The organism is Flavobacterium sp. UBA2787, from assembly GCA_002352205.1.
GTDB lineage: Bacteria > Bacteroidota > Bacteroidia > Flavobacteriales > Flavobacteriaceae > Flavobacterium.
On the sequence record DEHZ01000004.1, the window covers coordinates 35,813 to 61,539 of the forward strand.

Consider the following 25,727-nt stretch of genomic DNA (forward strand, 5'->3'; position numbering starts at 1 on the left):
GTTTGAAATTACTCCACCAAAAACAACGCATTACTAAACAATAAATTTCCATTTTCCCAAAACCCTCTAAATAGCGGATTATCAATCATATAAATTACTTTTCCGTTTCCGTGATAATCAACAGCGAAAGAAACAGTTTCTTGAATTGATTTCTTTAGTTTGTTTCCAATAAATCCAAAACTTTGGTAATTTTTAGGAACGTAAATGACATTTTGAGCTCCTTTTAGTAATTTAAAATTGGAATCTGTCGTTTTTAAACTAAAGTATTTTTCACCTAATCCGAATATTAACGGATGACTTGCATCAATTGAATTTTCAATAATCGCTCCCGGAATGTAGCCGGAAATCGAACGTCTTTCACTTCCTTCAAAATCTAAAAAGCGATCTAATAATTCTTGTTCTTCAATAAATTTTTGAGCTTCTGCTTTTTCATCTTCGGTCGCAAATTTTGTTAAATGATAGCCCGGACGATCTTCAAATTGACCTACAGCACCGCCAATTGCAATGACTTTTCCACCTTTGGAAATAAAATTATCAATTGAAGTCTTTTGGCTATCTGAAAAACCATACCAACCTTCGGGCAAAATTAACGTGTTGTATTCGGCTAAGTTTACGCGATTAAAATGTTGGATTTCAACAGTACTCATTGGATATTCAATCACTTGATCCATAAAAAACCAAACTTGTCCAAAATCAATATTGCTCACTCCGCTCCCACCTAAAACCAATACTTTTGGTGCTTTTAACAACGGATAACTTTCGCCGCCCAAATCACCACCATTACTGGCAAAACCACTTTCTAACGCAACATAATCATATTTTTCTTTTATTAAATTCTGAATTGTCTCTTCAAAATTCTGCACTTTCGAATTATCGCCTTTCGTCACAATCAAGCCACCTCTTTCGATTTTTAAATCTCCAAAATAGACTTCTTTTCTGGCCGAACGAACTTTGATATTTTCTTGATGCAACAAACTCAACACACGAGCAGAACTTCTGTTATTCCACGGAATGTAATACGCATAAGCATTTTGAACTTTCGCTGTTGGACTGACATCTAACCTTGTTTTTGTTTTAACCGGTAAATTTCCTTTTACGGCAAAACTTTCTACGCCATATGCCAACGGCAACGACCAAGCCGTGATGTCATACGACAAACTATCGGTTAATTTGTGATGCGGTTCAAATAAAACTTGCGTTAAAACCGCTCTGGGTTGATCTACTTTAATAATCAAATCATTTGGTTCAATCGTGAATGATTTTTCTTTATTGGATTGATAATGATAACCGGAAAGTTTCTTCGTTTCATCGGCAAACGCAGTTTCAATTCGGTTTCGATTAAGTAACACAGAAAGTTCTAAATTTTTAGGACTATTTTTTACGATGTACGTTTGGTATTTTCCTTTTGGTTTCGTTCGATTATCTTTAAAATAAGCTCTAAATTCTTTCGTCAAAACGTCTTTTTGTACATTTGAAAGTTCCACCACGGTCAAAATTGCTTTGGTATGATGATTTATTCTGTCTTGCAAAGTAAGAACATCTCCATTTTTTAATAAAACGGCTCTTCCTGCTCCAATTCCGCCTTGTTCATAGGTCATTCCAACTGCTCCATTGTAGCAAGGATAGGTATCGCCATAACTCGGATAGAACAAATCAAATCGTTCGCCGGAATAATACATCCAACCTTCTTTATCGAATTTTTTTGAAGTAATCTCCCCTATTTTTTTATGAAAATCCCTTTGAAAAGGAGCAATTTGTTCGTGATACGGTTCTGCTGCCGGTGGGAAAAAGTAGGGTTCATTATAACCCATTTCGTGCACATCAGCGTGAACCATTGGCATCCACTGATGATACAAATCCATTCGCAACTGGGTTTCCAATTGTGTTTGCCAAGCCCAATCGCGGTTTAAATCATACACATAATGATTTTGTCTTCCGCCCGGCCAAGGTTCCATATGCTCTCGGTCTGAAACTCCGGGATGTGTTTTCTTGCCCGAAATATCGCGAAGCCAATTGGCATAACGCGAAAAACCATCGGGATTTAAACAAGGGTCTAAAATGACAATGATGTTTTCTAACCACTTTTTTGTTTCTTTATTATTTGGGTTTATCAGTTCGTAAGCGACTGATAATGCACTTTCTATCGCTCCAATTTCATTGCCGTGCACATTAAAACTCAACCAAACAATCGTTTTTGATTTTGAATTATTTTTGGTTGGAAAAAGTCCGATTTCATACAAGTGATTTTTTCGGATTTCTTCTAAATTTTTTAAATTTTCAGGGGTTGAAATATAATAGGCATTCAAGTTTCTTTCCTGCGTTGTTTCACCATATTTCTGATGCTGAATCCAATCTGAATTTTTAACTAATTGTTCAAAATAAGCTTCCACCTGATGATAATAGGTTACTTGCTTTCCATAATTTGGTAAAAATTCTGATGGCGATTTGGGTTGAGAAAAGCCTGTTAAACAGACAAAAAACAGAAGTAGGTTGAAAAATCGATTCATTTTAAAAAAATTAGAAGTCAAATATAGGTTATTTTTTAAACGGTTTAACTGAAAAGTTAATTCACAAACTAATAAATAAAAGTTAATTATTGTATTCTATTTTTAAGAAACTGGTTTGAATAAGCAATAAACAAAACACTATATTTGTCCAACTAAATCGTTTGAGTTATGGAAGAATGTATTTCTGTTTTTGATATGCTTAAAATTGGTGTTGGACCCTCGAGTTCACACACCCTCGGACCGTGGAGAGCTGCCGAACGTTTTTTAGCCGAATGCAGAGAAGAAAACATTCTGAATCAAGCTATTAGAGTCAAAGTGGATTTGTACGGTTCGCTTTCCTTAACGGGAAAAGGACATGCCACCGACTTAGCGGTCATCTTAGGATTAAGTGGACAAGATCCGGAAACCATTCCGATTGCTCACATTGATGGGATTGTTCAATCTGTAAAAACTTCCAAAAAAATTAATTTAGGAAATGAAATTCAAGTCAATTTTGATTTCGAAAAAGACATTGTTTTCAACCGAAATTTTCTTCCTTTTCACGCCAACGGTTTGACTTTTACTTTATTTACTAATGATAAAGAATTTAGTGAAACCTATTATTCTATTGGTGGAGGATTTGTTGTGAAAGAAGAACGAACGAATGCCAAAAAGAAGATTGAAATAAAATGTGCATTCCCCTATCCTATTCAGAAAGCAGATGAATTATTAGAATTTTGTAAAAATGAAAATAAATCGATTTCTGAAATTGTCTATGAAAATGAAAAATCGATGCGTTCCGAAGAAGAAATTAACCGCGAGTTAATGCGAATTTGGAATACGATGTTAGAATGTATTTACATCGGTTGTCACTCCGAAGGTATTTTGCCCGGCGGATTAAATGTTCGTCGAAGAGCATTTGATATGCACGAAGGTTTGAAAGGAACTATCCCATATTCAAATCCACAGGAATGGCTGGATACCATCAGAAAAACAGAAGTTAAGTTTCGTCAAATTCTAAAATGGGTAAGCTGTTTTGCATTGGCAGTTAATGAAGTGAATGCAGCTTTAGGTCGGGTTGTAACAGCTCCTACTAACGGAAGTGCGGGTGTAATTCCAGCCGTTCTGATGTATTATTTAGTGATTGAAAACCACGAAGCCGGTGAAAAAGAAATCAAACAATTTTTATTGGTAGCCGGAGAAATTGGCAGTATTTTCAAAAAAGGAGCTACCATTTCTGCCGCAATGGGCGGATGTCAAGCTGAAATTGGTGTATCAAGTGCAATGGCAGCAGCAGCATTATGTGAATTGATGGGTGGAACGCCTGCTCAAGTGACAATGGCTGCCGAAATTGCGATGGAACATCATTTAGGAATGACTTGCGACCCGATTGGCGGATTGGTTCAAATTCCGTGTATCGAACGTAATACGATGGGTGCGATAAAAGCGATTAATGCGGCCGAATTAGCTCTGGAAACTGATGCAAACAACGCGAAAGTTCCATTAGATAAAGTAATTAATACGATGTGGGAAACCGCCAAAGATATGAACTCCAAATACAAAGAAACCAGCGAAGGTGGATTGGCTGTTGGAGTGAATTTGGCAGATTGCTAGTTATTTGTATATTTATAAAAAATTAATTTATGAATAACCATTCTTTAAAATATTTACTGTTAACAATGTTTTTTATTTCTTCCGTTTTTGCACAAAGTAATCCAGAAATTGAAGTATTTCAGAAACCTAACGAGGAATCGATTATTATTTCAATAAAAAATATTAGCGATGAGCAAAAGGAAATAAATTTGAATATTGATGGCAAAGGAACTTGTAAAATAATTAAATCACCAATTACAAAACTAGTAAAGTCAGGAGGCGAAGTAACTTTTATTACTCTGACTCCTAATAAAGGAAAAAAACTAGATTATTCAATAAGTTACTCAGTAAAATCAAAACCAACTGTAGAAGAATTAAATATCTTTCAAAAAAAAATAGACTCAAAAACTATCAGTCAGGCAACTGATTTTTCATCAGGATTAATAATTTTTGGCAAAGATGGATGTCCTAGGTGCAATAAAACTTTGAGATATCTTATAAAAAACAATATTGATTTCAAATATATTAATACATCTAAATCTACAGATTTGAACAGTTTGATGTGGGAAATGCTTAAAGAGGCTGGTGCCAAAGACAATATAGCTATGCCCGTCATAGTTAAAAGTGGAAAACTAACTCACACTCACAAAAACCTTGAAGAATTTTTAACAAAAATATAGATTTCACATTTTGCGGAAATAGCAATGGAACATCATTTAGGAATGACGTGTGATCCGATTGGTGGATTGGTTCAAATTCCGTGTATCGAACGCAATACGATGGGTGCAATTAAAGCGATTAATGCGGCTGAATTAGCTTTGGAAACCGATGCAAACAACACGAAAGTTCCGTTAGATAAAGTAATTAATACCATGTGGGAAACCGCCAAAGATATGAACTCCAAATACAAAGAAACCAGTGAAGGCGGATTGGCAGTTGGGGTGAATTTGGCAGATTGCTAAATTAATATGATAATAGATTTCTTCAAAAAAATCAAAAAATTCTGGTTATCCGATACCAGTTTCATCAGTTTACTGATTGTTTTGTTGTGTCTGAATTTTATTGTTCCGGTTTTAATTGATGCAGAAATCATCGGCGAATATTCACTCAATGCCATTTATCTCTTTCTTTTTTTGATTGGAATTTTCTCGTCTGATCATTTGTGGTTTAAAGTATTAACGATAAGTTTCTTTCTTCTTCAGGTTATTTTACGATTCATTCGTTTTAGTGATTCGGATACCGAATTCTATTTTTGGGAACAAGTCGTAATGTTGATGAACCTTATTTTACTGATTATTGTCAACTTAAAATTGCTTTTTAGAGATAAAGAAATCACCTATTACAGAATTATTGGTGCAGTAAATGTTTATTTAATGTTGGGTCTGATTGGTGTATCCATGTTAGAACTTATTCATTTAGTCTTCGGAAACTCACTAGAAGGCAGTTGGAAACCTGACGAACAAACGCTCAATTTTCCTAACTTTATTTATTATAGTATGACCAGTTTAACAACCGTTGGTTATGGTGATTTAATCCCAATCAATGCGGCAGCACGAATGACATCCGTCTTTTTGTCTGCAGTTGGAATTTTATATCCTGCTGTGGTTATTTCTAATTTAATTTCGACGGGAATGGCGAAGAAAAAAAACTAAAAGGTTTATCAATGCAAATTCAATTTAAAATAAGCTGCACAAGTTCCAAATCCGATAATAAACGAGATAATTGAAATCACCATCATTTTTAAACCTAGCTTTCGTTTTGATTCAAAAAACAACAATATAAAACCAATTACAAAACTGATTAAACTCAGTATTGCGACTATTATCCCAAAACCAACAAAAAACTCATCCATAATACTAGTTATTTAGCTGTAAATCATTGCAAAACAAGAGCCAAATCCGATAATAAGCCCTATCAAACTATACATCATTAACTTCAATGCATTTTCCTTTTTATCTTTCTCAACAAACAATTGTATTAATCCAATAAGGAACATAAAACCGCAACCAACTATTGTTATGAAAAAAAATATAAACATTTCTAATAGTTTAATTGTTTTCTAATTTCATCAATCTTATTATCTCTGTAAAAAATATTCATGGTTTCAAACGGAATCATTTTCATTTTATCGCTAACAATATGAACGCATGATTTTTTTACAGCACGAACATCAAAATCATACGGATCCATAAAATTCATAATCAATACTCTGAATAAATTACTGTAACTTAAATTATCCGATTGAACTCTTGGCAAACAACACATTAATTCGCCAAACGTTTCTTCGGCACAATCTACTGAAACTCCGGTGCTGAAAAGATTCAACATGTGGGATTTTAATTTTTCATCGTGTTCAAAAACAATCGTATTCTTGGAATTATTCAGCAAGTCTTCAGGATTAATTAAATGTGTCATCGGAAAAACTTCTCCATCTACTTTGAGTGCATAAGCCATGCAAAGTGCATCGGGATTACAAGGTACCGGAATTAAATCTTTTGGCGTAAAAAGCGGATATTGCTCATAAATTTTTCGACGAACTTCAGTTAATGTTATTCTTCCTTCCCCATCATTATAATTTTGATTTCTTCCGGCTACTTGCGTGGGTTGAAAAGTAACTCCTCGAACACATTTCTGTTGTAACGCATAGTTGAGAATTTCGCCTATTTCATCATCGTTTACACCTTTTTGTAACGTAATAACCAACGTTGTTGACAGATTATATTTGTTTAAATATTCTATTGCTTTTTTTCGTGTTTCGGTTAAATCTTCGCCTCTTAGTTTTTCTAAAACTTCCGGATTAAAACTGTCAAACTGAAGATAAAGTTCAAAATCCGGCATATAATCTGCTAACTTTTGCACAAATTTTTCATCTTTGGCAATTCTAATTCCGTTGGTGTTGACCATCAAATGTTTGATCGGTTTTGTTTTCGCAATATCCAAAATTTTAAAAAATTCAGGATGCACAGTAGGTTCTCCTCCGGAAATTTGAACTACATCGGGTTCTCCTTCGTTAGCTACTATTACATCAAACATTTTTTCAATTTCTTCTAAGGTGCGATGACGACCGTAATTTGGTCCTGAACTGGCATAACATGTCGGACATGTTAAGTTACATCTATCCGTTACTTCAACAATAGATAAACACGAATGTTGCTCATGATCGGTGCATAAACCACAATCGTACGGACAACCATAATGCACTTTTGTATTGAATTTCAATGGCATTTCGGATTGCTTATTGTAATTTCGAATTTGCTTGTAATACTCCACATCATCCGCAATCATCACTTTTGAATCGCCATGCGTTTTACAATGCTTTAGCATAAAAACCTGATTATCTTGAAATACAATTTTAGCATCAATCGTATGTAAACATTCCGGACACAAACTTTTGGTGTAATCGTAATAAATGTAATCTCTGGTTTTCATGTGTTTATCTTCTTGACAATTCGAATTAAAAAGTTAGCATAATAAACAAATATAAATAAAGCTGACCAATGAATACTACTCAAACCCAAAAACAATGGTTCAAACGGCTTCAAAAACTCAATGCCAAAACGATACAAAAAATAGAGCACCATTAAAAGCTTAAATCGGTCACCGTTAAGTAAATCAACCTTCTTAATTTTCCAAAAAAGAAATAAAAGAAATAACATAAATAGCATCTCATACAAGGCAGTTGGGTGTCTTTTTAGTCCGTCGCCCAAATCCATTCCCATAAAAAAAGTGGTTTCAATACCATGCGTTGGTTCTGTAATTCCGGCAAAAAAACAACCAATTCTTCCAATAAAAACAGCGACGACAATCGGAATAACATACAAATCACCGGAAGATGATTTTTCGCCGATTATTTTTTTGATGAGTTCAACCCCAAATAATCCTCCAAAAAAACCGCCGGCAACTGTTTTGTTTTGGTAAAAAGTAAGCCACGTCATTTCATAAAGTTGTGAAGGAGTTTCCAAAGCGGCTAAAATTCTTGAACCTAATAATCCTCCAAGCATTGCTCCTACTAAAATCCAAAGGCGATTAAGGTTTGAAATCGGATCAACGGTTCGTTTTTTTAAATAATAATATAATCGAACACCAACGAAAAAAGCCGAGACTTCAAAAAAGTAATGAACGGGTTCAACGGATTCAAATCCAAACGTTACAGGAAATTTCATGGTTATTTCCGCCTCGTATCCAAAATATAAACCACTTTCCAACCGTCATTTTCTTTATATAATTGAAAAGAATTTACTCCGGAATGACTCAATTTATCATTCACATAAAATTCGTACGGTGTCCAAACGTGAGCCATTGAACCATCAATTTGAACTTTGAAGCTTAAAATTTTCTCTTCAAATTTCATAGTTAATGGAATTGTTGCAATTGATTTATAAAAATCCGACGCTTTTTGAATTGAAAATTTAGATTCTTTTTCCGATTCGGAAATAGAATGTAAAACCAAATTTTCAGAACAAACCTTCTTTAATGCAATGGAATCTCGTTGATGAAAAGCATTAAAAAATTTCCCAATTGTCATTTGAATTTCGCTTTCTTGAGCAAAAGAAAATTGAAAAAATAGTGCTAAAATGAGAAGTAAAACTTTTTTCATAGTCAATAGTTTAATGTGTTAGTAGATTTAAAATCAAATACGTTACAATACCGGCTACATATCCGGCAATGGCTAACGGTGTGATTTTCTTTAAATACCACAAAAACGTCATTTTTTCTTTTTCCATAATGGCGATTCCGGCCGCTGAACCGATAATCAACATACTTCCTCCTGTTCCTGCACAAAGAGCGATGAATTCCCACAGTGAATCATCCATAGGATAATCTGTTAATGAAAACATTCCTTGCGTGGCAGCTACTAAACTTCCATTATCAACAATGGATGATAAAACACCAATGGCAACAATCATCACATTATTATTGGGTAACGTTTCTTGTAAAAAAACGGATAACTGACTCAAAATCTGTACTTCTTGCAAAACATACACCAAAAGTAAAATCCCCATAAAATAAAGAATGGAGCTCACATCTACTTTTGATAATGCATAAGCAACCGAATATTTTTCTTTCACATCTTGTGGTTTATTGTGATGATAGATGATCGAAACCAATGAAACAAAGGCTAAAGCCATTAAAACCCCAATAAAAGGTGGCAAACCAGTAATGGATTTTATCACCGGAACCATTACCAACCCAAAAACACCGGCTAAAAACACACTTAAACTGCCACGCATTTTTTCTTCTTTAATCACTTCAGCCATAGAAAGTTGTACTCGTAGCATCGTAAATCCTTTCATTCGATAACTGGCAATTATTAGTGGAACCAAAATACACATCACAGAAGGAAGAAAAAGCACTTTAACAATTCCAAACGCACTGACTTGTCCACCAATCCAAAGTAAAGTTGTCGTAATATCTCCAATTGGACTAAAAGCTCCACCGGCATTGGCAGAAATGACAACAATTCCGGCTAAAATCATTCTGGTTTCACTTTTTGGCATCAATTTTCGCAACAGCGTAATCATTATAATTGCTGTGGCTAAATTGTCTAATAAAGCCGACATAAAAAAGGTAATTCCGCCTACAATCCATAACAATTTTAAAACAGATTTTGTTCGAATACGATTCGTAATAACCGAAAAACCTTTATGAATATCAATTAGTTCTACAATTGTCATCGCACCCAAAAGGAAAATTAACAATCCTGAAATTTCTCCAAAATGAAGAATTAATTTTTCTGAAACTTCAGTTTTATCGCCCGTGTACAATAAGGCATAAACAATCCAACACAAAGAACCTGTCAGAATGGATGTAATTGTCTTGTTTATACGGATTGGCGATTCAAAAATAATCGATAGATAACCTAAAATTGCAATAGCTAGTAGGATTGAAGTCATTTTTATAAGATTAAAAAATCCATAGCTAAAGTAGTAAGTTTTTGTAACCGAAAACATCTTTATCTAAAATATTTTAAGTCACAAATAAACATTGCTTACATTTGTATTTCGTTCCAATAAATTTATAGAAATGTCAACAGCAAAAAAAGATTACAAACGCATCACGACCAAATCCCTCATTGATATGAAAGCCAATGGCGAAAAAATATCAATGCTTACCGCTTACGATTTTACTATGGCGAAAATTGTAGATGCTGCGGGAATTGATGTGATTTTAGTGGGAGATTCTGCCAGTAACGTAATGGCCGGACACGAAACGACTTTACCTATTACATTAGATCAAATGATTTATCACGCAAGTAGTGTGGTTCGTGCCTGTGAAAGAGCTTTGGTTGTAGTTGATTTACCGTTTGGAACCTATCAATCCGATCCGAAAGAAGCTTTGCGTTCTTCCATTCGAATTATGAAAGAAAGTGGCGGTCACGCTGTTAAATTGGAGGGCGGAAGCGAAATCAAAGAATCCATCAAAAAAATATTGAATGCCGGAATTCCTGTCATGGGACATTTGGGTTTAACTCCTCAATCTATCTATAAATTTGGGACTTACACCGTTCGTGCCAAAGAAGAAGCCGAAGCCGAAAAATTAGTAGAAGATGCCAAATTATTAGAACGAATTGGTTGTTTTGCGTTGGTTTTGGAAAAAATTCCTGCCAAATTAGCTCAAAAAGTGGCAGAAAGCATTTCGATTCCCGTAATTGGAATTGGTGCCGGAAATGGAGTTGATGGTCAAGTTTTAGTTCTCCACGATATGATTGGAATGACGCACGAATTTAGTCCACGATTCCTCAGAAGATATATGAATTTGTATGAAGATATGACCAAAGCCATCGGACAATATGTTACCGATGTGAAATCGTTGGATTTTCCGAATGCGAACGAACAGTATTAATGTGGCAATGTGTCAATTAGGTCAATGAGATAATTTGCGGATGAAAATAGTTACGACCAAAGATAATTTACAGATTCTTCATGAAGATAATCATCTGATTGTGGTTAATAAACGTGTGGGCGATATTGCTCAAGGCGACAATTCAGGCGACAAACCCCTACCCGACATCGTCAAAGAATACCTCAAAGAAAAATACAACAAACCCGGCGATGTTTTTTTGGGCGTGGTTCATCGGCTTGACCGACCAACCACCGGAATCGTTGTTTTTGCCAAAACCAGCAAAGCATTAACCCGAATGAACGATTTATTCAGTTCACGGGAAACTCAAAAAACGTATTGGGCAGTGGTGAAAAATAAACCGCCAAAAGAGGAAGATACATTAGTTCATTTTATCAAAAGAAACCAACAAAACAATACTTCCAAAGCTCATACAAAAGAAGTTCCGGAGAGCAAAAAAGCGAGTTTACATTACAAAATCATAACAGAATTAGACAATTATTTTGCTTTAGAAATTGAATTGCACACCGGAAGACATCATCAAATTCGGGCTCAACTGCAAGCTATTGGATGTTCTATCAAAGGCGATTTGAAATATGGTTTTGACCGCAGTAATCCCGATGGCGGCATTCATCTTCATGCCCGAAAATTATCTTTTATTCACCCGGTTTCAAAAGAACAAATTATCATCATTGCTCCTGTTCCTCATGATGTCATTTGGAAATCAATTGAAACTAAAACATAATTTATTTCGTTTATAAAGTAGGGAAATTCCTTTTTCGATTGTTTCAATTCTGAATAAAAATACCTATTTATGGGTAGTGATTATTCAATAAAGGAGTTTCACCTTTGAAATCAACTAAATATAATCACAATGAAAAAATTAATTGTTTCAATTTTCATGCTTATTAGTGTTTGCTCATTTGCCCAAGAACATTTTTCCGGAATAGGAACTTCTAAGCGAATTGGCATTCTCAATGCAAATTTCAATCCTGCTGAATTAGCTAATCTTAGTTCCAAAATGGAAGTAAATCTATTTGCGACCAGCGTTAATATTTCCAACAACAAAATCGGCGTTAGCGATATTACCGGTGATGAAGATTTTGAAGATTTAATTTTTCAAGGAAATGAACCGGTTAATTTGCGTTTTGATGTAGAAGTTGCCGGTCCCGGATTTGCTTTTAAACATGAAAAATGGGGATTTGCCATTACATCCAAAGCGTATGGAAAATTAAATTTAGTAGATATTGATGCCAATATTGGTGATGCAATTGCCAACAACGGATTGAATTCGTTAGTAAATTTCACTACGTTAAACGGAAATTACAATCAACGTTTAGTGGGAATAACCTATGGCGAAATCGGACTTTCTGCCGCCAGAAGTTTATGGGAAACCGATAAGTACAAATTAAATGGTGGTGCTACTTTTAAACTATTGTTTCCCGGTTCGTATGCCAATTTTGGTGCCGATCAATTTGAAGGAACTGTTAATTATATTGGCGGAAATTCATTTTTAACCAATGCCAATGCGTCAATTAACGTGGCTTATTCCGGAAGTTTAGGCAGTAGCTTTTCCGATTTTGACAGTTATTCTGATTCCGTTTTTGGAAGTTTAAACGGATTTGCTGTTGATTTTGGCGGAACGTTTACGATTAAAGATGATAAAGACGGCTACAAATTCAATTCAGGAATTTCAATCAGAAATATTGGCGGGATGACTTTTAAAGATGAAAATAATTCCTCAACAAACTATAATTTGGTGATTGAAGGAACCGAAAGTTTAGATTTATCTCAATTTGAAGATGTTGACAGTTTGCAAGAAGTTGAACAAATTTTGGTTGATAGTGGATTCTTAACTTCTACTTCTACTTCAGAAGATTTTAAAGTTAAATTGCCAAGTGTTTTGAACGTTTATGCTGATTTACAAGTAATTCCAACCTTATATGTTTCGGTATTTTTACAACAAAAATTAACCGATGATGCTAAAAATGATCAAATTACAGCACAAAATGTAGTAACGTTAACGCCTCGTTTTTCATTGAAAAATTTCGAAGTTTTTGCACCATTATCGCAAACCGAAATCGCAGGTTTTAATGCCGGAATTGGTTTTAGACTTTACGGATTCTTTATCGGATCGGGTTCTGCATTCACCGCTTTGATTAACGATAGCAAACAAGCCGATTTTTATTTCGGATATCGATTTGGATTAGGGAAAAGTTAATTTTTCTCATTATATTTGAATTCATTCCCAAACCAATTTGAAATGAGTTCGATTTCAACTGTTGCTAAACGAAAAAGTTTGCTCAAAAAACTGCTGATTGCTATCAAAAAGCACGAATCAGAAGTAATTGAAGCGTTACACAACGATTTTAAAAAACCTGAATTTGAATCGTATCTAACAGAGATAAATTATGTTATTTCCGATTTAAAAAATACAATATCCAACATAAATCGATGGTCAAAACCGAAACGAGTTTGGCCATCGATTTTAAATTTCCCTTCGTCCGACTATATTTATTCCGAACCGTATGGCCGGGTTTTGATTATTTCTCCATGGAATTATCCGTTTCAATTGGCTATGTGTCCGCTTATTGCTGCCATTGCTGCAGGAAATACCGTAGTTCTAAAACCTTCGGAATTAACGTTCAACACCTCGCAAATTGTCACAAAAATAGTAGAAGAAGTTTTTAATGTGAAAGAAGCTGTAGTCGTTCATGGCGGAGCTGAATTCACCCAATCATTACTAGAAAAACGTTGGGATTTTATATTTTTTACCGGAAGTGTTTCTGTGGGAAAAATTGTAGCTCAAGCCGCTGCCAAGCATTTAACTCCGGTGACATTAGAATTAGGCGGAAAAAATCCATGTATCATTGATGAAGGTGCCGATTTGGAAATAGCAGTGAAACGAATTGTATGGGGAAAATTCATCAACGCCGGACAAACGTGCATTGCACCGGATTATATTTTGGTTCAGGCAAAAGAAAAATACAATTTTGTTGAACTACTCAAGCAAGAAATTACCCGAGCCTACGGAGAAAATCCGGAAGAATCGACTGATTTTGCACGCATCATCAATACCAAAAACTGGCAACGATTACAAGCAATGATTGACCCTAAAAAAGTTATTGTTGGGGGAATTTCAAACGAAGAAAGTCGATACATTAGTCCTACCCTACTTGATGAACCCGATTTGAATAGCGAAGTGATGAAAGACGAAATCTTTGGACCGATTCTACCCATCATTTCCTATCATGATGAAAAAGATTTAGAACGAATCATTATGAAATATGAAAAACCTTTGTCATTGTATGTTTTTACAGAAAATAAAGATTTTGCCGAAAAAATAATTACAAAGTATTCCTTTGGTGGTGGATGCGTGAACGATATTATCATTCATTTTTCCAACAAAAGATTACCTTTTGGCGGCGTTGGTCATAGCGGAATAGGTGCCTATCACGGAAAATTTGGTTTCGATTCGTTTTCACATAAAAAATCAATTGTAAAAAAACCAACTTGGGGCGATAATCCGGTTCGCTACGCACCGTATAAAAACAAATTAAAATATATTAAAAAATTATTATCTTGGCTTTAAACTAAACTTACTTATGGAAACTAACACTACAAAAAAAATCAACCATGCTACTCAACAAGGCTATTATCTTGACTTTGGAACAGTTATCGAAAAAGCATTTGAAAATTACAAAAAAATTGCCCTAACAGGAGGATTAGGTTTTTTAATTATAGTAATTGCCTCTTTTGCTCTTTTTGGTTCTATCGCAGTCGTTGCTTTTGGCACAGCAGACATGATGGGTACACTAACCGAATTTAACCCGATGGATTTTTCGGTAGTCGGCATACTTATTTATTTTTTAGTGATGATTGTTTTTGCCGGATTTACCGCTCCCATTGGAGCCGGATTTTTCAAAATGGCTCATTTGGCTGAAACCAACAAACCCTTTTCTGTGGGAGTTATTTTTGACTATTACAAAACTTCCTATTTCAAAGAATTGTTTATTTCTGCATCAATACTTGCCATCATTAATTTTGCTTTTGTAACCGGTTTTGAATTTATAGACTATCCGATTGTGGGCAACATTCTATCTTATGTTGTTGCTTTTTTTACCATGCTAACGGTTCCATTAATTATTTTTGATAATCAAACGGGTGTGGATGCCATTTCCATCAGCATAAAATTAGTTTTAAAACAACCGCTTATTTTATTAGGCCTAGCAATAGTAAGTTTCATTATTGTTTGTCTGGGTATCATTGGATTTTGTATTGGAATTCTGTTTACATTTCCGTTTTGGTATTCCTTTCTTTACACAACCTACAACTCCATTTTCCCGATTGAAAATGCAAGTGAGATTGAGGAGATTGGGAGATTTGAGGAATAAATAGTTAGCATCCAACATAACTACATTCACAAAATTAAACCAACAAAAAATGGACAATACAACTAGAAAAAATCATTGGGAAACAGTTTACGAAACCAAAAACCCCGACCAAGTCAGTTGGACACAAGAAGTGCCAAAAACTTCGCTTGACTTCATTTCTTCGTTTGGTGTGACAAAAGATGCTAAAATCATTGACATTGGTGGCGGCGACAGTACATTGGTAGACTATTTACTTGAGAATGGTTTTGAAAACATAACCGTTTTAGATATTTCCGAAAAAGCACTCGAAAAAACCAAAAATCGATTAGGCGACAAAGCAAAAAAAGTAAATTGGGTTGTGAGCGACATAACAGAATTTGAACCCACCACAACCTTTGATATTTGGCACGACAGAGCAACTTTTCACTTTCTGACAACAACTGAACAAGTCGCAAAATACTTAAACACGGCAAGAAAATCTGTCAATGGCTTTATGACAATCGGAACCTTTTCAGAAAACGGACCAACAAAATGCAGCGGTCTCGAAATCAAACAATACACAGAACAAACGTTGACAGACGAACTTAAAGGTTTTGACAAAATTCGTTGCGTAACCGAAGACCACACAACACCATTTAACACAACACAGAATTTTTTGTTTTGCAGTTTCAAAAGACAAGAGAATTAAATTTTCAAAGAATAAAAAAGTATTTAGAAGAGACCATTCACCCTAAAATGATAGACTAAAAATACCGAGAATAATCTAGTAAATAAGAATTTAAAAAAAAACACCCAACTAAACAAAAGTCGGGTGTTGAATTTAATTTTTGCTCAATGCAATTTTTAATCCCATTAAAATAAATACAAATCCACTTAATTTATTCATCCTTACACTAGCACTTGGATTGGCCATTATTCTTTGAGAAAAAACACTTGCAAAAAAGGTTAAGATTAAAAACCAAACTATTCCGATTAATGCATAAGTAAAACCTAATAGAATAAACGGCATAGGATTTTCTATTTGAGCAGGATCTATAAATTGAGGAAAAAATGCCAAAAAGAATAATGCAACTTTCGGATTAAATGTATTTGTCAAAAATCCAGACCAAAAATCGTTTTTTCCTTTTTCTCGAACTTGATTTCCATCACGAATTGGCAAAAAATCCTTTCTATCTCTTAACTTTAAAAATCCTAAATAGATCAAATAAATAGCCCCAACATATTTAATTACTGTGAAAACCAATGCAGATTTGGCTATGAGAACTGAAAAACCCATTGCAGCAAATAAAGTATGTATTAACACACCAGCATTGATGCCTAATGTAGCATAAATTCCTGACTTTCTGCCTTGCCCAATAGACTTGTTTAAAACAAATATTGTATCAATCCCCGGTGTGATTATAAAAAAGAAAGCCGTTACCATAAAAGTGAATAAATTTTCGATTCCCATCATTTTCTTATTTTTAAAATTAAAAAAAACTTTCAGCAAAGAAACTACTTTGAATTCAACTAAAAAATACGTAGTTTTGATTAACTAATGCACAAACAGCATTAATCATGACAATTCAACAAATAAAATACTTTTTAGAACTTGCGAAAGAACTTCATTTCTGGAATACAGCAGAAAAAGTTTTTATATCACAATCTTCATTAAGCAGACAAATTCAGGCTTTAGAAGACGAATTGAAAATACAGCTTTTTGAAAGAGATAAAAGAAATGTAAAATTAACGGATGCAGGTAAATTTCTTCAAGAACAATGGACAGATAAAGTAAATGAATTTGACCAAATATTAAGACAAGCCAAAAAGATTGATGAAGGTAATTCCGGCACCATTTCTATAACGTATCCAGGTTCTATTGCCTTTGAATTTTTGCCAAGCTTTTTAAAGATTTTAAATACCAATTTACCTGATCTCAAGATAGAATTAACAGAGCCAACTGATGAAAATCATGAAAAATTATTGTTGGATTATAGAACAGATATAGCTTTTAGCAGAGATGAAATTAAAAATGGGAATATTGATTCGCTGAATTTATATTCAGAACCAATTTGTTTGGTCGTTCCCAAAAATCATTGGTTAAATGAAAAATCTCTAAATAGTATAACCGATTTACAAAATGAAAAATTTATTATTTCAGGGTTACATCAAACCACTTTTTTTGCTTCGTTAATGAGAAGCTTGTTTGCCAAATATGGTTTTGAACCAAAAACGACAATTGAATCTGACTTTGGCGGAATGATAATAAATCTTGTTTCAAAAGAACTTGGAATTTCAATTCTACCACTTTCATTTAAATCTGCTAAGCTTGAAAATTTGCGGTTTATTGAATTAGAGGAAAAAATAGATTTGTATGTTAGTTGGAGAAAAAATGAACAAAATAAAACGATAAAAAAAGTAGTTCAATTTGCTGAAACTATAGAGCTTAAATAAAAAAATGTGCTAACATCGTTAACTATTCCGCTCCACTAAACCTTCTTTAACAACACCCGGATAAATGCTTGCCAAAAAAAAAGCCACCTCTCGGCAGCTTTTTCACACTATTATATTCTAAAACTATTATTTCGTCAAAGCCGCTTTCACTTGATCCGCTGCTTCTTGAAACTGTACTGCCGATAAAATTGGCATGCCTGAATTATCAATTAATTCTTTTGCAATCTCAGCATTTGTACCTTGTAAACGTACGATGATTGGCACTTTAATTGCATCACCCATGTTTTTATACGCATCTACAACACCTTGAGCCACACGGTCACAACGAACAATACCACCAAAGATATTAATCAAAATCGCTTCCACGTTCGGATCTTTCAAAATGATTCTAAACGCAGTTTCCACACGTTTTGCATCCGCAGTTCCACCCACGTCCAAAAAGTTAGCAGGCTCAAAACCGGCATACTTAATCAAATCCATTGTTGCCATTGCCAAACCTGCACCGTTCACCATACAACCGACGGTTCCGTCAAGGTCAACATAGTTCAAACCAACCTCTTTTGCTTCTACTTCAATCGGATTTTCTTCACGAATATCACGCATATCAGCAATTTTGGCTTGTCTGTACAAGGCATTATCATCAATATTCACTTTCGCATCCACCGCCATAATTTTGTTGTCAGACGTTTTCAAAACCGGATTGATTTCAAACATCGACGCATCACAACCAATGTACGCGTTATATAAACTATCCACAAATTTCACCATTTCCTTAAACGCATTTCCCGAAAGACCTAAATTAAAGGCAATTCTTCTTGCTTGAAAACCTTGTAAACCAACAGCCGGATCAATTTCTTCAGTAAAAATTAAATGTGGAGTATGTTCCGCCACTTCTTCAATATCCATTCCGCCTTCGGTAGAATACATAATCATATTTCTTCCCGTTGCACGATTCAACAAAACCGACATATAAAACTCCGATGTTTCACTCTCACCAGGATAATAAACATCCTCGGCAATCAACACCTTGTGTACTTTTTTCCCTTCAGCCGAAGTTTGAGGCGTAATCAATTGCATCCCAATAATTTGCTCTGCAATTTCCTCTACTTGTTGCAAGTTTTTAGCCAACTTCACTCCGCCACCTTTTCCTCTTCCACCCGCGTGAACCTGAGCTTTAATAACGTGCCATCCTGTACCGGTTTCAGCAGTTAATTGTTTAGCGGCAGCCACGGCCTCAACCGGATTGTTAGCCACAATTCCACGTTGAATTCTAACGCCATAACTGGCCAAAATTTCTTTACCTTGATATTCGTGTATGTTCATAGTAGTATAACGTTTGTCTGTTAAAAAGTGCCACAAAAATAGCAAATTCAAACCAATTTCAGAAACTATTTTCTTTTTTATTTTTAAGAAGCTATTCCCGCTTTCCGCTACAAGCTTTTGCTCAAAAACCTTTTTTTCTAAGGTCCTGCAGTAGCTTCCGTTGGTCGCCCTGCCAAACCAAGAAAAAATAGGTTTTTTTCACCAAAGGCTTTCCGCTGCAATCGGGGCTAGGAAATCTAATTACATTTTCATTTCATAATACCATTGAGGATTTTTAAACAAAATTTACTATTTTAGTAAAAGTATTACGTCATTTCAAAAATGGTTACGCACTTTTTGAGACTAAACTCAATACTATAGAATTATAATAAACTTATCATTTAAAAAGTCACCTTTATGAAGAAAATCATTTTTATAATGTGTTTATTTATGATTTCTTGTTCACAAAAAACTGTGCCTTTATTTCTTAGAGGAACAATTAAGGATATTGATAAAAATCTAAATGATACGTTGAAATTTGATTTTAAAACATATCCTGAATACATTTCAACTTCCAAGCAACATTTTGGTTTAGGACTAAGTATAAGAAACGAAAGAAAGTTGTGGAGAGAAAGTTTGTTAAAAAACTGGTTTAGATTGAATGGGATTAATCATCCAGATGATATGAGTGGTATAATACTGACAACATATCATAGGAAGTTAAATGAAAAAGATATTAATTTTAGAGAGCAAAAACAGTTTTATAAAACCTATTGGAAATTAACTAAAAAAAGTAAAGACTCATTAAAAGTATGGTATGATAGTTACAAATCCACCCGAATAGAATCAGAAAAAATTTATTCTGAAATATTTAGAAATCCAAGGAATGTTATGGGGTATGAGATTGCTCTTTCTAAAAGTAAAAAAGATTATAAAGAAGTCAAATACATAGCTGAAAGTATATCAATTGACAAACATCAAATAAATTTAAAAGTATTGTACATAGAAAGTTTTAATGATGAATATAATTTAAGTTTAAAAGTTGATGATACAATTAAAGTTTTTATTGATGACATATATTTGATTCCTCTAAAATAATTTTGATAATTTACAAATAGAAAAAATAGTTTATAATATTGTTAAAACAGAATCATAAGACTCTCACCTCCGCTGTCGCACGAATCTTTTCGCATGAAAATTTAACGCTCTATTTATTTCATAAATATAAACAATATGATAACTATTCAAAAAATGAAAAAATACATTCAAACCATTTTAATTCTTTTTACATTAACTTCTTGTAGCCAAAATGCAATAGAAATGAAAACACCTGAAAATGCTAATCAAAAGTTTAATGAATTCATTTCTAAAAAAAAGTTTGTAGAAAAACCTTATCCTAATTTCTATCTGGGAATTGCAGACGAAAAAATGCGTCCTATTTTTACAGAAAAAATTAATCAAGTTGCATTAGATTTTAAAAGTGTTGCTGAATCCAAAAAACCAACTGATAAAGAATACCAAGAAAAAATACGAATTGGACTTTTAAGATTTAAAGATATTTACTTGGATTTAGACACCGAAGACCGAGAACAAGTTTGCGTATATTTTGAGGAATTAATGGATATCGTCGGACTTGAAAGTTCAAATGGACAACTGAATAAATTTCTTTATGGATTTGACCCCAATTGAAGCTATAAATGTTAGAATATGAAACAAATTATCCTATTTTTAGTTTTTTGTAACTCAATTTATGCTCAGAGAGTTGAATTAAACAGTATAACAATTGACTCTCATTTAAAAATGATTGAAAAAAACCTTAATCGAGATGAAATTGTGAAGTCTTTTAAATGTAAAGATGAATTTATTTTTTCAAAAGACATTCTTGATGAAGAGCTGGCTTCCCTTTATGGACAAGAAATTTTTAAAAAGCAAAATTCTAGGGTTAACCTTGAAAAAGTCGAGCATAGTGTTGCAGTGCGTGAAAACAAATCAAAGGAACTTTGGGTAGTCATGATCATCTTTCCAAATGCAATGGACGGATTTTTTGCATACATTTTCAAAAAAAATAATGGTAAATTAATTTTTTATGGAAATCATTGGAGAGGTTAAAAAAGTTTTAATTATTGCGACTGAGCTACGAAATGTCAACATACCGGTAAAAAAAATCATCACAAAACATGAACCTCTCCCCAAAAGCTCAAAACATCTCCTCCCAAATCAACCCAAAAACAACCAAACTAGGCGATTTGCGAGTTATTGCCAAAGAAATCAAAAAAGATCACGAACTTGCAAGGGAACTCTGGTCAATCGGCGGTTTTCATCACCGCCAGTTAGCCATCCTGATTATGGATAAAAAATTGCTCACGCAAGAAGTCATCAATCAATTGGATAATGACATCGGCCAACACCCCGAAGAAGAAAGAACTCAATTAATCGATTGGTTAATGGCGAACCAACTTTCCAAAGACAAAAAAACCATTTCGCTCATCGAATCGTGGGAAAATAGCAAATCACCACTTCAACGTAGAATTTTTTGGTATTACCAAGCTCGCTTGCGATGGGTCGGACAAACACCTCCTCCCAACAGCGAATACCTTCTTTCAAACATCGAAAAAAATATAGAAAAAGAACAACCGGAAGTGCAATGGGCAATGAATTTTACTGCTGCTCAAATCGGTATTTTTCAATCTGAATTTCGCCAAAGATGCATCGCCCTCGGAGAACGAACCGGCTTATACAAAGGTGAATTTGTACACAAAGGCTGTACACCAAACTATCTACCGGAATTTATTGCGATGCAGGTTTCGAAGATGAAGAAGTGAAAAATTTTAAATCAATAAAAATCAATTCGTAAGCATATCAATCTTCCACTTACTCCAATCATCCAAAAAATAATTCAGAATGACCGGATTATCAATCGTATTGATTTTCGTTTTTTTAATCAAAATATCTTTTGGCATCACAAACGAATTGGCTAATTCAATATCAGTTAAATACTTTAATTCATTGGGTAAAGTACGATGATTTTTTTCATCAAAATCAAAATTGGCAGCAATCGTAAATCCCCAATTTCCAAACGAAGGAACATAGGTTTGATAGGTTTTAGTATGTCCAAAAACCTCATTCACCGTATTTTTTATACAACTAAAAGCCTGATTGGAATAATAAATTTCGCCCGATTGTGTTACAAAAATGCCTTTTTCATGTAAATTCTTTTTAACCAACATAAAAAATTGCTTGCTGTAAAGTCGAGCAATCGCATCGTTGGAAGGATCCGGTAAATCGGAAATAATAATATCGTATTGCTTAAAATTATTCTTCAAATAAATAAACGCATCATCCACAATCAAATTCACTTTCGGGTTTTTAGACGCTCCTTGATTAATGTCTAACAACAATTTATTGTGCTTAGAAAGATGAAAAATAGTACTGTCAATATCCACCACATCAATGGCACGAACATTCAAATGTTTCAGCACTTCCCTACTCGCTAAATTTTCGCCACCGCCCAAAATTAAAACCGTTTTTGGGTTCGGATGAATCGTCATCGGAACATGCACCAATAATTCATGGTATCGATGTTCATCCAACGAACTAAACTGTATCGATCGATTCAAAAACAAACGAACATCTTCTTGTTTTTTAGTAATCACAATTTTCTGAAATTGCGTTTGAATGTTTTCAACCACCGGATTTTTATAGATTTTTTCATCCCAAACTTTCAAAAACTGAGCAGTAAAAAATACCATCACAATTAAAATCAGTAACGAAAATAGTCCTAAAAAAGTAACCTTATTCCATTTTTTTATCAACGTGAAATTAATCCACAAACCCAATAAAATATTCGAAATTCCAAAAATTAAAGACGAATAAAACAACCCGACAAATGGCAAAAGAATAAACGGAAAAATCAACGTAGCAATCAATCCACCAATATAATCCAACGACAAAATATTGGATAGGTTGTCTTTATAATCGTCGTCTTCGTTTACAAAAGTAAGCAATGGCACTTCCATTCCGGTTAACAATCCTATGCTAAACATGATGACCAAACAGAGAATTTGTAACGTCATCGGACTCACATTCACAAACAAAAAGTACAACAACGGAACTGAAATTCCTCCAATTAAACCGAGAATAAATTCGATTTTAATAAAAAATTCAAGTGGTTTGTCTTTGAAAAACTTTGAGCAATAGGCTCCAATTCCCATTGAAAATAAATACACGCCAATTAAGATGGAAAACTGCCGAACACCATCGCCCAAAAAGTACGTTGCCGTGGCACTAATTAGCAACTCATAAACGATGGAACACAAGCCTGCTATAAAAACAGAAAATGATAAAACTTTTATTTTGAAATTCAATTTATAATAGTATGTTTGTTAAAATAATTATAAATTTCAAAGATGAAAAAAAATACAATACAAATAATCGCTTTGCATAAAAAATTATTTGTTTCAGGTTTATTGGTTAGTTCTTTGCTGCTTCAGAGTTGTGGCGGAGACGGAAGTCCAAAAATTAAAGATGCTCAAGTTCAAACCATTATGGAATCTTCCAAAGGTGTTATCACGGAAGTGGAAGAAGTTGAACCCGGAGATGATTACAAAATCATTGATGAAAAAATCATTGATGAAAAAGAACAATCACTCGCTGTAGTGCATCGCTTAGACGGAAAAATCGATACACTTTCGTTACAAAAAATAAAATCAGAATCTAATAATTCAAGCCACAGTGGTTTACGAAATGTGTTAATGTATTCGTTAGCCGCTTCTTATTTTAGCAGAAATTTAGGCAATACAGCTCCCAATTCAGGCTATTATAAAGATGCGAATGCACACAGTAAATCAACAGGTTTAAAAAATGATTTGACCAAATCGGCTACATCCAGACGCGTGAGTGTTCCCGGAAAATCATCAACAGGTTACGGATCAGGAAAATCATTCCGTTCTCATGGAGGATAGTCGTTTTAAAGAAATAAAATCATTCAAGAAAAAAGAATTACCGCACCAATTACATTGGTTTTTAAAGGAAGATTATTTTTCGGAAGAATTATTGGGTTTGTATTCATCAGAAGTTCAAAAATTTGAATACATCGCCAATGAAACCTTTCTCCTTTTTGAAAAAGCAACCGAAAAAATCATCCGAGAGAAAAATTTAGATTTTTTGAATATCCCCTCTTTTTTTCATTCAACAATTGAAAAGTCGTGGGCAAACAGAAACGAAAACCCATTTTTATACGGAAGATTTGACATCAACGGCGGCTTAGACAATAAAGAAGCAAAAGTAATTGAGTTTAACGCCGACACGTGTAGCACACTTCCCGAAACCGTTCTTTGGCAAAAAATACAATTGGCAACAATGCCCGGCATGAAATCGCAGTTCAATTCGTTGGCGGAAGATATCAAGCAAACGTTACTGAATTTACGAACAAAAATCGATTTTCCCGAACCGTATATGCTTGCTTCCTCTTTTGGTCATCCGGAAGATATTCAAAATTGCAATATCATTTTGGATGTGGCTCGAGAAGCCGGTTTCAAATGTTTTTATTCCGATTTAGAAAGTGTAACTTTTTCTGAAGACGAAGGAATATTTTTTGAAATTGGTGGCGAATTTCAACCCATCGATGTTTGGTTTAAACTCATTCCGTGGGATTGGATGTTTAACGAAGAACCCGAATTGGCAAAATTAATTTCAACCATAATCGATAAAAAATTGGCGATTGTTTTAAATCCGGCATTCACCGCAATTTGGCAAAACAAAAAGTTTCTGGCATACATTACCAAAAATTTTCCAAATCCGTACATTGCAGAAACCTATCTCAATAAATCGGAGTTAATGGGTTATGTAGAAAAACCAATTTACGGCAGAATGGGCGAAAGCATCAAAATTGTGGCAAACGAAGAAATAAATTCCAAAGGAGATTTTTCTCATCAAGAAAAAATTTATCAAAAATATTACCCATTAATGACAGATAGCGAACGGTATTTTTATCAATTAGGAATATTTTATACCAACAAAGCATCGGCAATTAATTTTAGAGCAGAAGAAAAAAAAATTATCACTAATGACTGCGAATTTATGTCGCATTTTATCATTTAAAACTAACAAAACATGAAAAAAATAGTACTATTAACCATCCTTGCATTTAGCTTATTTTCTTGTTCCAGTAACGTAGATTTAGCAATTGACAATCCAACCGACACGCCGGTGATTGTAAAAATTGACACCTTAACCGTGGAAATTCCGGCCAGACAAGTTGTTTGGGTAGAAATGGGAAAAGGCGAACACCAAATTACTTTAGAAAATGACAGCGTTGTGAAATTCGATTTTCAAAACAGCTTATACATGATTAATCCAACCCTAAGCGAATACCTAAAATTCGAAGAGTTTTACGGAGACGCGATGTCGCAAGCCATGTACAAAAGTTCAATTCCGTTGCAAAATGTAAAGTTTTTGGGCACCGAATTCGAAGGCAATTTTGAAGTCGTAAAAAATTTAATCAATCCCGTTACTTGGGATTGCGGTCCAAGAGAAGCATTACCCGAAATGGTTGAAGTAGAAGAAGGCGACAATTATACCACATTAACCAAACTGTGCGATGTTCGCGAATTCATTCAAATGGTACAATCGGAATCACCTGCAGAATCGGAAGAACCGGAAATGGATCTTGAATCTGCTGTAGAATAATTAAAATAAAATC

Annotated in this window: 25 protein-coding genes and 1 pseudogene; 18 read left to right on the forward strand and 8 right to left on the reverse strand. The window is 34.1% G+C overall.

Translation table 11 applies throughout. The features are described 5' to 3' along the window. Positions 1-8 precede the first annotated feature (8 nt). Positions 9-2,507 (reverse strand): M14 family zinc carboxypeptidase, encoded by a 2,499-nt coding sequence (locus tag B4N66_RS02995; protein ID WP_291092256.1) that lies wholly within the window; start codon positions 2,505-2,507, stop codon positions 9-11. A 168-nt stretch (positions 2,508-2,675) separates the two neighbouring features. Here B4N66_RS02995 and B4N66_RS03000 point away from each other — a divergent pair, with 168 nt between their 5' ends. The 4 genes and pseudogenes from B4N66_RS03000 (at position 2,676) to B4N66_RS03015 (ending at position 5,731) form a co-directional block, all read left to right on the forward strand. After that, complete coding sequence (locus tag B4N66_RS03000; protein ID WP_291092257.1) at positions 2,676-4,100, forward strand: L-serine ammonia-lyase; 1,425 nt, start codon at positions 2,676-2,678, stop codon at positions 4,098-4,100. 29 nt (positions 4,101-4,129) lie between these two features. Continuing rightward, positions 4,130-4,759 carry a glutaredoxin gene (locus tag B4N66_RS03005; RefSeq protein ID WP_291092258.1) on the forward strand — a complete coding sequence of 210 codons (630 nt, stop codon included), beginning with the start codon at positions 4,130-4,132 and terminating at the stop codon, positions 4,757-4,759. Between the two features lie 12 nt (positions 4,760-4,771). Then, positions 4,772-5,041 (forward strand): annotated as a pseudogene (locus B4N66_RS03010) (L-serine ammonia-lyase, iron-sulfur-dependent, subunit alpha); the annotation flags it as partial. A gap of 6 nt (positions 5,042-5,047) precedes the next feature. Beyond that, entirely contained in the window at positions 5,048-5,731 is a 684-nt protein-coding gene (locus tag B4N66_RS03015; RefSeq protein WP_291092259.1) for a potassium channel family protein, read from the forward strand. Positions 5,732-6,119: 388 nt separating this feature from the next. Here the strand turns inward: B4N66_RS03015 and B4N66_RS03020 are convergent, their stop codons facing one another. Genes B4N66_RS03020 through nhaD form a run of 4 tightly spaced genes read right to left on the reverse strand, consistent with a single transcriptional unit; the run spans position 6,120 to position 9,973 of the window. Next, positions 6,120-7,508, reverse strand: a complete 1,389-nt coding sequence (locus B4N66_RS03020; protein ID WP_291092260.1) for a radical SAM protein — start codon at positions 7,506-7,508, stop codon at positions 6,120-6,122. Further along, positions 7,505-8,242, reverse strand: coding sequence for a prolipoprotein diacylglyceryl transferase family protein (locus B4N66_RS03025; RefSeq protein ID WP_291092261.1), 738 nt, complete (start codon positions 8,240-8,242; stop codon positions 7,505-7,507). The genes B4N66_RS03020 and B4N66_RS03025 overlap by 4 nt, the downstream gene beginning before the upstream one ends. 2 nt (positions 8,243-8,244) lie before the next feature. Then, on the reverse strand, positions 8,245-8,676 hold the full coding sequence (locus B4N66_RS03030; RefSeq protein ID WP_291092262.1) for a nuclear transport factor 2 family protein: 432 nt from the start codon (positions 8,674-8,676) through the stop codon (positions 8,245-8,247). A 10-nt stretch (positions 8,677-8,686) separates the two neighbouring features. Then, positions 8,687-9,973: a sodium:proton antiporter NhaD gene (nhaD, locus tag B4N66_RS03035; protein WP_291092263.1), complete on the reverse strand. Its 1,287-nt coding sequence runs from the start codon at positions 9,971-9,973 to the stop codon at positions 8,687-8,689. 130 nt (positions 9,974-10,103) lie between these two features. On the opposite strand from nhaD, the gene panB reads away from it, so the two are divergent. The 6 genes from panB (at position 10,104) to B4N66_RS03065 (ending at position 15,980) form a co-directional block, all read left to right on the forward strand. After that, on the forward strand, positions 10,104-10,922 hold the full coding sequence (gene panB, locus B4N66_RS03040; RefSeq protein WP_291092264.1) for a 3-methyl-2-oxobutanoate hydroxymethyltransferase: 819 nt from the start codon (positions 10,104-10,106) through the stop codon (positions 10,920-10,922). Positions 10,923-10,962: 40 nt separating this feature from the next. Further along, a complete protein-coding gene (locus B4N66_RS03045) occupies positions 10,963-11,664 on the forward strand; it encodes an RluA family pseudouridine synthase (RefSeq protein ID WP_291092265.1) in 702 nt (233 codons plus the stop codon). Between the two features lie 129 nt (positions 11,665-11,793). Then, the gene (locus B4N66_RS03050; RefSeq protein ID WP_291092266.1) at positions 11,794-13,140 is read left to right on the forward strand and encodes a hypothetical protein; all 1,347 of its coding nucleotides are present in this window, start codon (positions 11,794-11,796) and stop codon (positions 13,138-13,140) included. 42 nt (positions 13,141-13,182) lie between these two features. Then, entirely contained in the window at positions 13,183-14,511 is a 1,329-nt protein-coding gene (locus tag B4N66_RS03055; RefSeq protein WP_291092267.1) for an aldehyde dehydrogenase, read from the forward strand. 13 nt (positions 14,512-14,524) lie between these two features. After that, positions 14,525-15,313 carry a hypothetical protein gene (locus B4N66_RS03060; RefSeq protein ID WP_291092268.1) on the forward strand — a complete coding sequence of 263 codons (789 nt, stop codon included), beginning with the start codon at positions 14,525-14,527 and terminating at the stop codon, positions 15,311-15,313. A gap of 49 nt (positions 15,314-15,362) precedes the next feature. Beyond that, entirely contained in the window at positions 15,363-15,980 is a 618-nt protein-coding gene (locus tag B4N66_RS03065) for a class I SAM-dependent methyltransferase (RefSeq protein WP_291092269.1), read from the forward strand. 132 nt (positions 15,981-16,112) lie between these two features. Here B4N66_RS03065 and B4N66_RS03070 read toward each other — a convergent pair whose 3' ends face one another. Beyond that, positions 16,113-16,745: a LysE family translocator gene (locus tag B4N66_RS03070; RefSeq protein ID WP_291092270.1), complete on the reverse strand. Its 633-nt coding sequence runs from the start codon at positions 16,743-16,745 to the stop codon at positions 16,113-16,115. Between the two features lie 104 nt (positions 16,746-16,849). Between B4N66_RS03070 and B4N66_RS03075 the strand changes: the two genes are divergently transcribed. Further along, positions 16,850-17,725, forward strand: coding sequence for a LysR family transcriptional regulator (locus B4N66_RS03075; protein ID WP_291092271.1), 876 nt, complete (start codon positions 16,850-16,852; stop codon positions 17,723-17,725). Positions 17,726-17,851: 126 nt separating this feature from the next. Here the strand turns inward: B4N66_RS03075 and sucC are convergent, their stop codons facing one another. Next, positions 17,852-19,048: an ADP-forming succinate--CoA ligase subunit beta gene (gene sucC / locus B4N66_RS03080; protein WP_248434538.1), complete on the reverse strand. Its 1,197-nt coding sequence runs from the start codon at positions 19,046-19,048 to the stop codon at positions 17,852-17,854. Between the two features lie 396 nt (positions 19,049-19,444). Here sucC and B4N66_RS03085 point away from each other — a divergent pair, with 396 nt between their 5' ends. The 4 genes from B4N66_RS03085 to B4N66_RS03100 all read left to right on the forward strand — a co-directional run bounded on the left by B4N66_RS03085 (position 19,445) and on the right by B4N66_RS03100 (position 21,849). Continuing rightward, positions 19,445-20,125, forward strand: coding sequence for a DUF6794 domain-containing protein (locus B4N66_RS03085; RefSeq protein WP_291092273.1), 681 nt, complete (start codon positions 19,445-19,447; stop codon positions 20,123-20,125). A 153-nt stretch (positions 20,126-20,278) separates the two neighbouring features. Then, positions 20,279-20,716 (forward strand): DUF4844 domain-containing protein, encoded by a 438-nt coding sequence (locus B4N66_RS03090; protein WP_291092274.1) that lies wholly within the window; start codon positions 20,279-20,281, stop codon positions 20,714-20,716. Between the two features lie 18 nt (positions 20,717-20,734). Next, positions 20,735-21,136 (forward strand): hypothetical protein, encoded by a 402-nt coding sequence (locus B4N66_RS03095; RefSeq protein WP_291092275.1) that lies wholly within the window; start codon positions 20,735-20,737, stop codon positions 21,134-21,136. 68 nt (positions 21,137-21,204) lie between these two features. Continuing rightward, positions 21,205-21,849: a DNA alkylation repair protein gene (locus tag B4N66_RS03100; RefSeq protein ID WP_291092276.1), complete on the forward strand. Its 645-nt coding sequence runs from the start codon at positions 21,205-21,207 to the stop codon at positions 21,847-21,849. A 21-nt stretch (positions 21,850-21,870) separates the two neighbouring features. Here B4N66_RS03100 and B4N66_RS03105 read toward each other — a convergent pair whose 3' ends face one another. After that, positions 21,871-23,391, reverse strand: a complete 1,521-nt coding sequence (locus B4N66_RS03105; RefSeq protein WP_291092277.1) for a polyamine aminopropyltransferase — start codon at positions 23,389-23,391, stop codon at positions 21,871-21,873. A 42-nt stretch (positions 23,392-23,433) separates the two neighbouring features. On the opposite strand from B4N66_RS03105, the gene B4N66_RS03110 reads away from it, so the two are divergent. The 3 genes from B4N66_RS03110 to B4N66_RS03120 are packed head-to-tail and all read left to right on the forward strand — an operon-like array spanning position 23,434 to position 25,714. Continuing rightward, positions 23,434-23,988 (forward strand): hypothetical protein, encoded by a 555-nt coding sequence (locus tag B4N66_RS03110; protein WP_291092278.1) that lies wholly within the window; start codon positions 23,434-23,436, stop codon positions 23,986-23,988. Beyond that, on the forward strand, positions 23,978-25,126 hold the full coding sequence (locus tag B4N66_RS03115) for a glutathionylspermidine synthase family protein (RefSeq protein ID WP_291092279.1): 1,149 nt from the start codon (positions 23,978-23,980) through the stop codon (positions 25,124-25,126). Before B4N66_RS03110 ends, B4N66_RS03115 begins: the two co-directional genes overlap by 11 nt. 12 nt (positions 25,127-25,138) lie before the next feature. Then, positions 25,139-25,714, forward strand: coding sequence for a hypothetical protein (locus tag B4N66_RS03120; RefSeq protein ID WP_291092280.1), 576 nt, complete (start codon positions 25,139-25,141; stop codon positions 25,712-25,714). Positions 25,715-25,727 lie beyond the last annotated feature (13 nt).

What these genes read in the sequence shown, in the direction of transcription:
- B4N66_RS03110 (WP_291092278.1), top strand. Translation starts at nt 23,434, where the DNA reads ATGAAAAAAAATACAATACAAATAATCGCTTTGCATAAAAAATTATTT.
- B4N66_RS03075 (WP_291092271.1), top strand. Translation starts at nt 16,850, where the DNA reads ATGACAATTCAACAAATAAAATACTTTTTAGAACTTGCGAAAGAACTT.
- sucC (WP_248434538.1), bottom strand. Translation starts at nt 19,048, where the DNA reads ATGAACATACACGAATATCAAGGTAAAGAAATTTTGGCCAGTTATGGC.
- panB (WP_291092264.1), top strand. Translation starts at nt 10,104, where the DNA reads ATGTCAACAGCAAAAAAAGATTACAAACGCATCACGACCAAATCCCTC.
- B4N66_RS03000 (WP_291092257.1), top strand. Translation starts at nt 2,676, where the DNA reads ATGGAAGAATGTATTTCTGTTTTTGATATGCTTAAAATTGGTGTTGGA.
- nhaD (WP_291092263.1), bottom strand. Translation starts at nt 9,973, where the DNA reads ATGACTTCAATCCTACTAGCTATTGCAATTTTAGGTTATCTATCGATT.
- B4N66_RS03120 (WP_291092280.1), top strand. Translation starts at nt 25,139, where the DNA reads ATGAAAAAAATAGTACTATTAACCATCCTTGCATTTAGCTTATTTTCT.
- B4N66_RS03005 (WP_291092258.1), top strand. Translation starts at nt 4,130, where the DNA reads ATGAATAACCATTCTTTAAAATATTTACTGTTAACAATGTTTTTTATT.
- B4N66_RS03060 (WP_291092268.1), top strand. Translation starts at nt 14,525, where the DNA reads ATGGAAACTAACACTACAAAAAAAATCAACCATGCTACTCAACAAGGC.
- B4N66_RS03020 (WP_291092260.1), bottom strand. Translation starts at nt 7,508, where the DNA reads ATGAAAACCAGAGATTACATTTATTACGATTACACCAAAAGTTTGTGT.
- B4N66_RS03045 (WP_291092265.1), top strand. Translation starts at nt 10,963, where the DNA reads ATGAAAATAGTTACGACCAAAGATAATTTACAGATTCTTCATGAAGAT.
- B4N66_RS03090 (WP_291092274.1), top strand. Translation starts at nt 20,279, where the DNA reads ATGAAAAAATACATTCAAACCATTTTAATTCTTTTTACATTAACTTCT.
- B4N66_RS03100 (WP_291092276.1), top strand. Translation starts at nt 21,205, where the DNA reads ATGAACCTCTCCCCAAAAGCTCAAAACATCTCCTCCCAAATCAACCCA.
- B4N66_RS03115 (WP_291092279.1), top strand. Translation starts at nt 23,978, where the DNA reads ATGGAGGATAGTCGTTTTAAAGAAATAAAATCATTCAAGAAAAAAGAA.
- B4N66_RS02995 (WP_291092256.1), bottom strand. Translation starts at nt 2,507, where the DNA reads ATGAATCGATTTTTCAACCTACTTCTGTTTTTTGTCTGTTTAACAGGC.
- B4N66_RS03095 (WP_291092275.1), top strand. Translation starts at nt 20,735, where the DNA reads ATGAAACAAATTATCCTATTTTTAGTTTTTTGTAACTCAATTTATGCT.
- B4N66_RS03025 (WP_291092261.1), bottom strand. Translation starts at nt 8,242, where the DNA reads ATGAAATTTCCTGTAACGTTTGGATTTGAATCCGTTGAACCCGTTCAT.
- B4N66_RS03050 (WP_291092266.1), top strand. Translation starts at nt 11,794, where the DNA reads ATGAAAAAATTAATTGTTTCAATTTTCATGCTTATTAGTGTTTGCTCA.
- B4N66_RS03085 (WP_291092273.1), top strand. Translation starts at nt 19,445, where the DNA reads ATGAAGAAAATCATTTTTATAATGTGTTTATTTATGATTTCTTGTTCA.
- B4N66_RS03065 (WP_291092269.1), top strand. Translation starts at nt 15,363, where the DNA reads ATGGACAATACAACTAGAAAAAATCATTGGGAAACAGTTTACGAAACC.
- B4N66_RS03055 (WP_291092267.1), top strand. Translation starts at nt 13,183, where the DNA reads ATGAGTTCGATTTCAACTGTTGCTAAACGAAAAAGTTTGCTCAAAAAA.
- B4N66_RS03030 (WP_291092262.1), bottom strand. Translation starts at nt 8,676, where the DNA reads ATGAAAAAAGTTTTACTTCTCATTTTAGCACTATTTTTTCAATTTTCT.
- B4N66_RS03015 (WP_291092259.1), top strand. Translation starts at nt 5,048, where the DNA reads ATGATAATAGATTTCTTCAAAAAAATCAAAAAATTCTGGTTATCCGAT.
- B4N66_RS03070 (WP_291092270.1), bottom strand. Translation starts at nt 16,745, where the DNA reads ATGATGGGAATCGAAAATTTATTCACTTTTATGGTAACGGCTTTCTTT.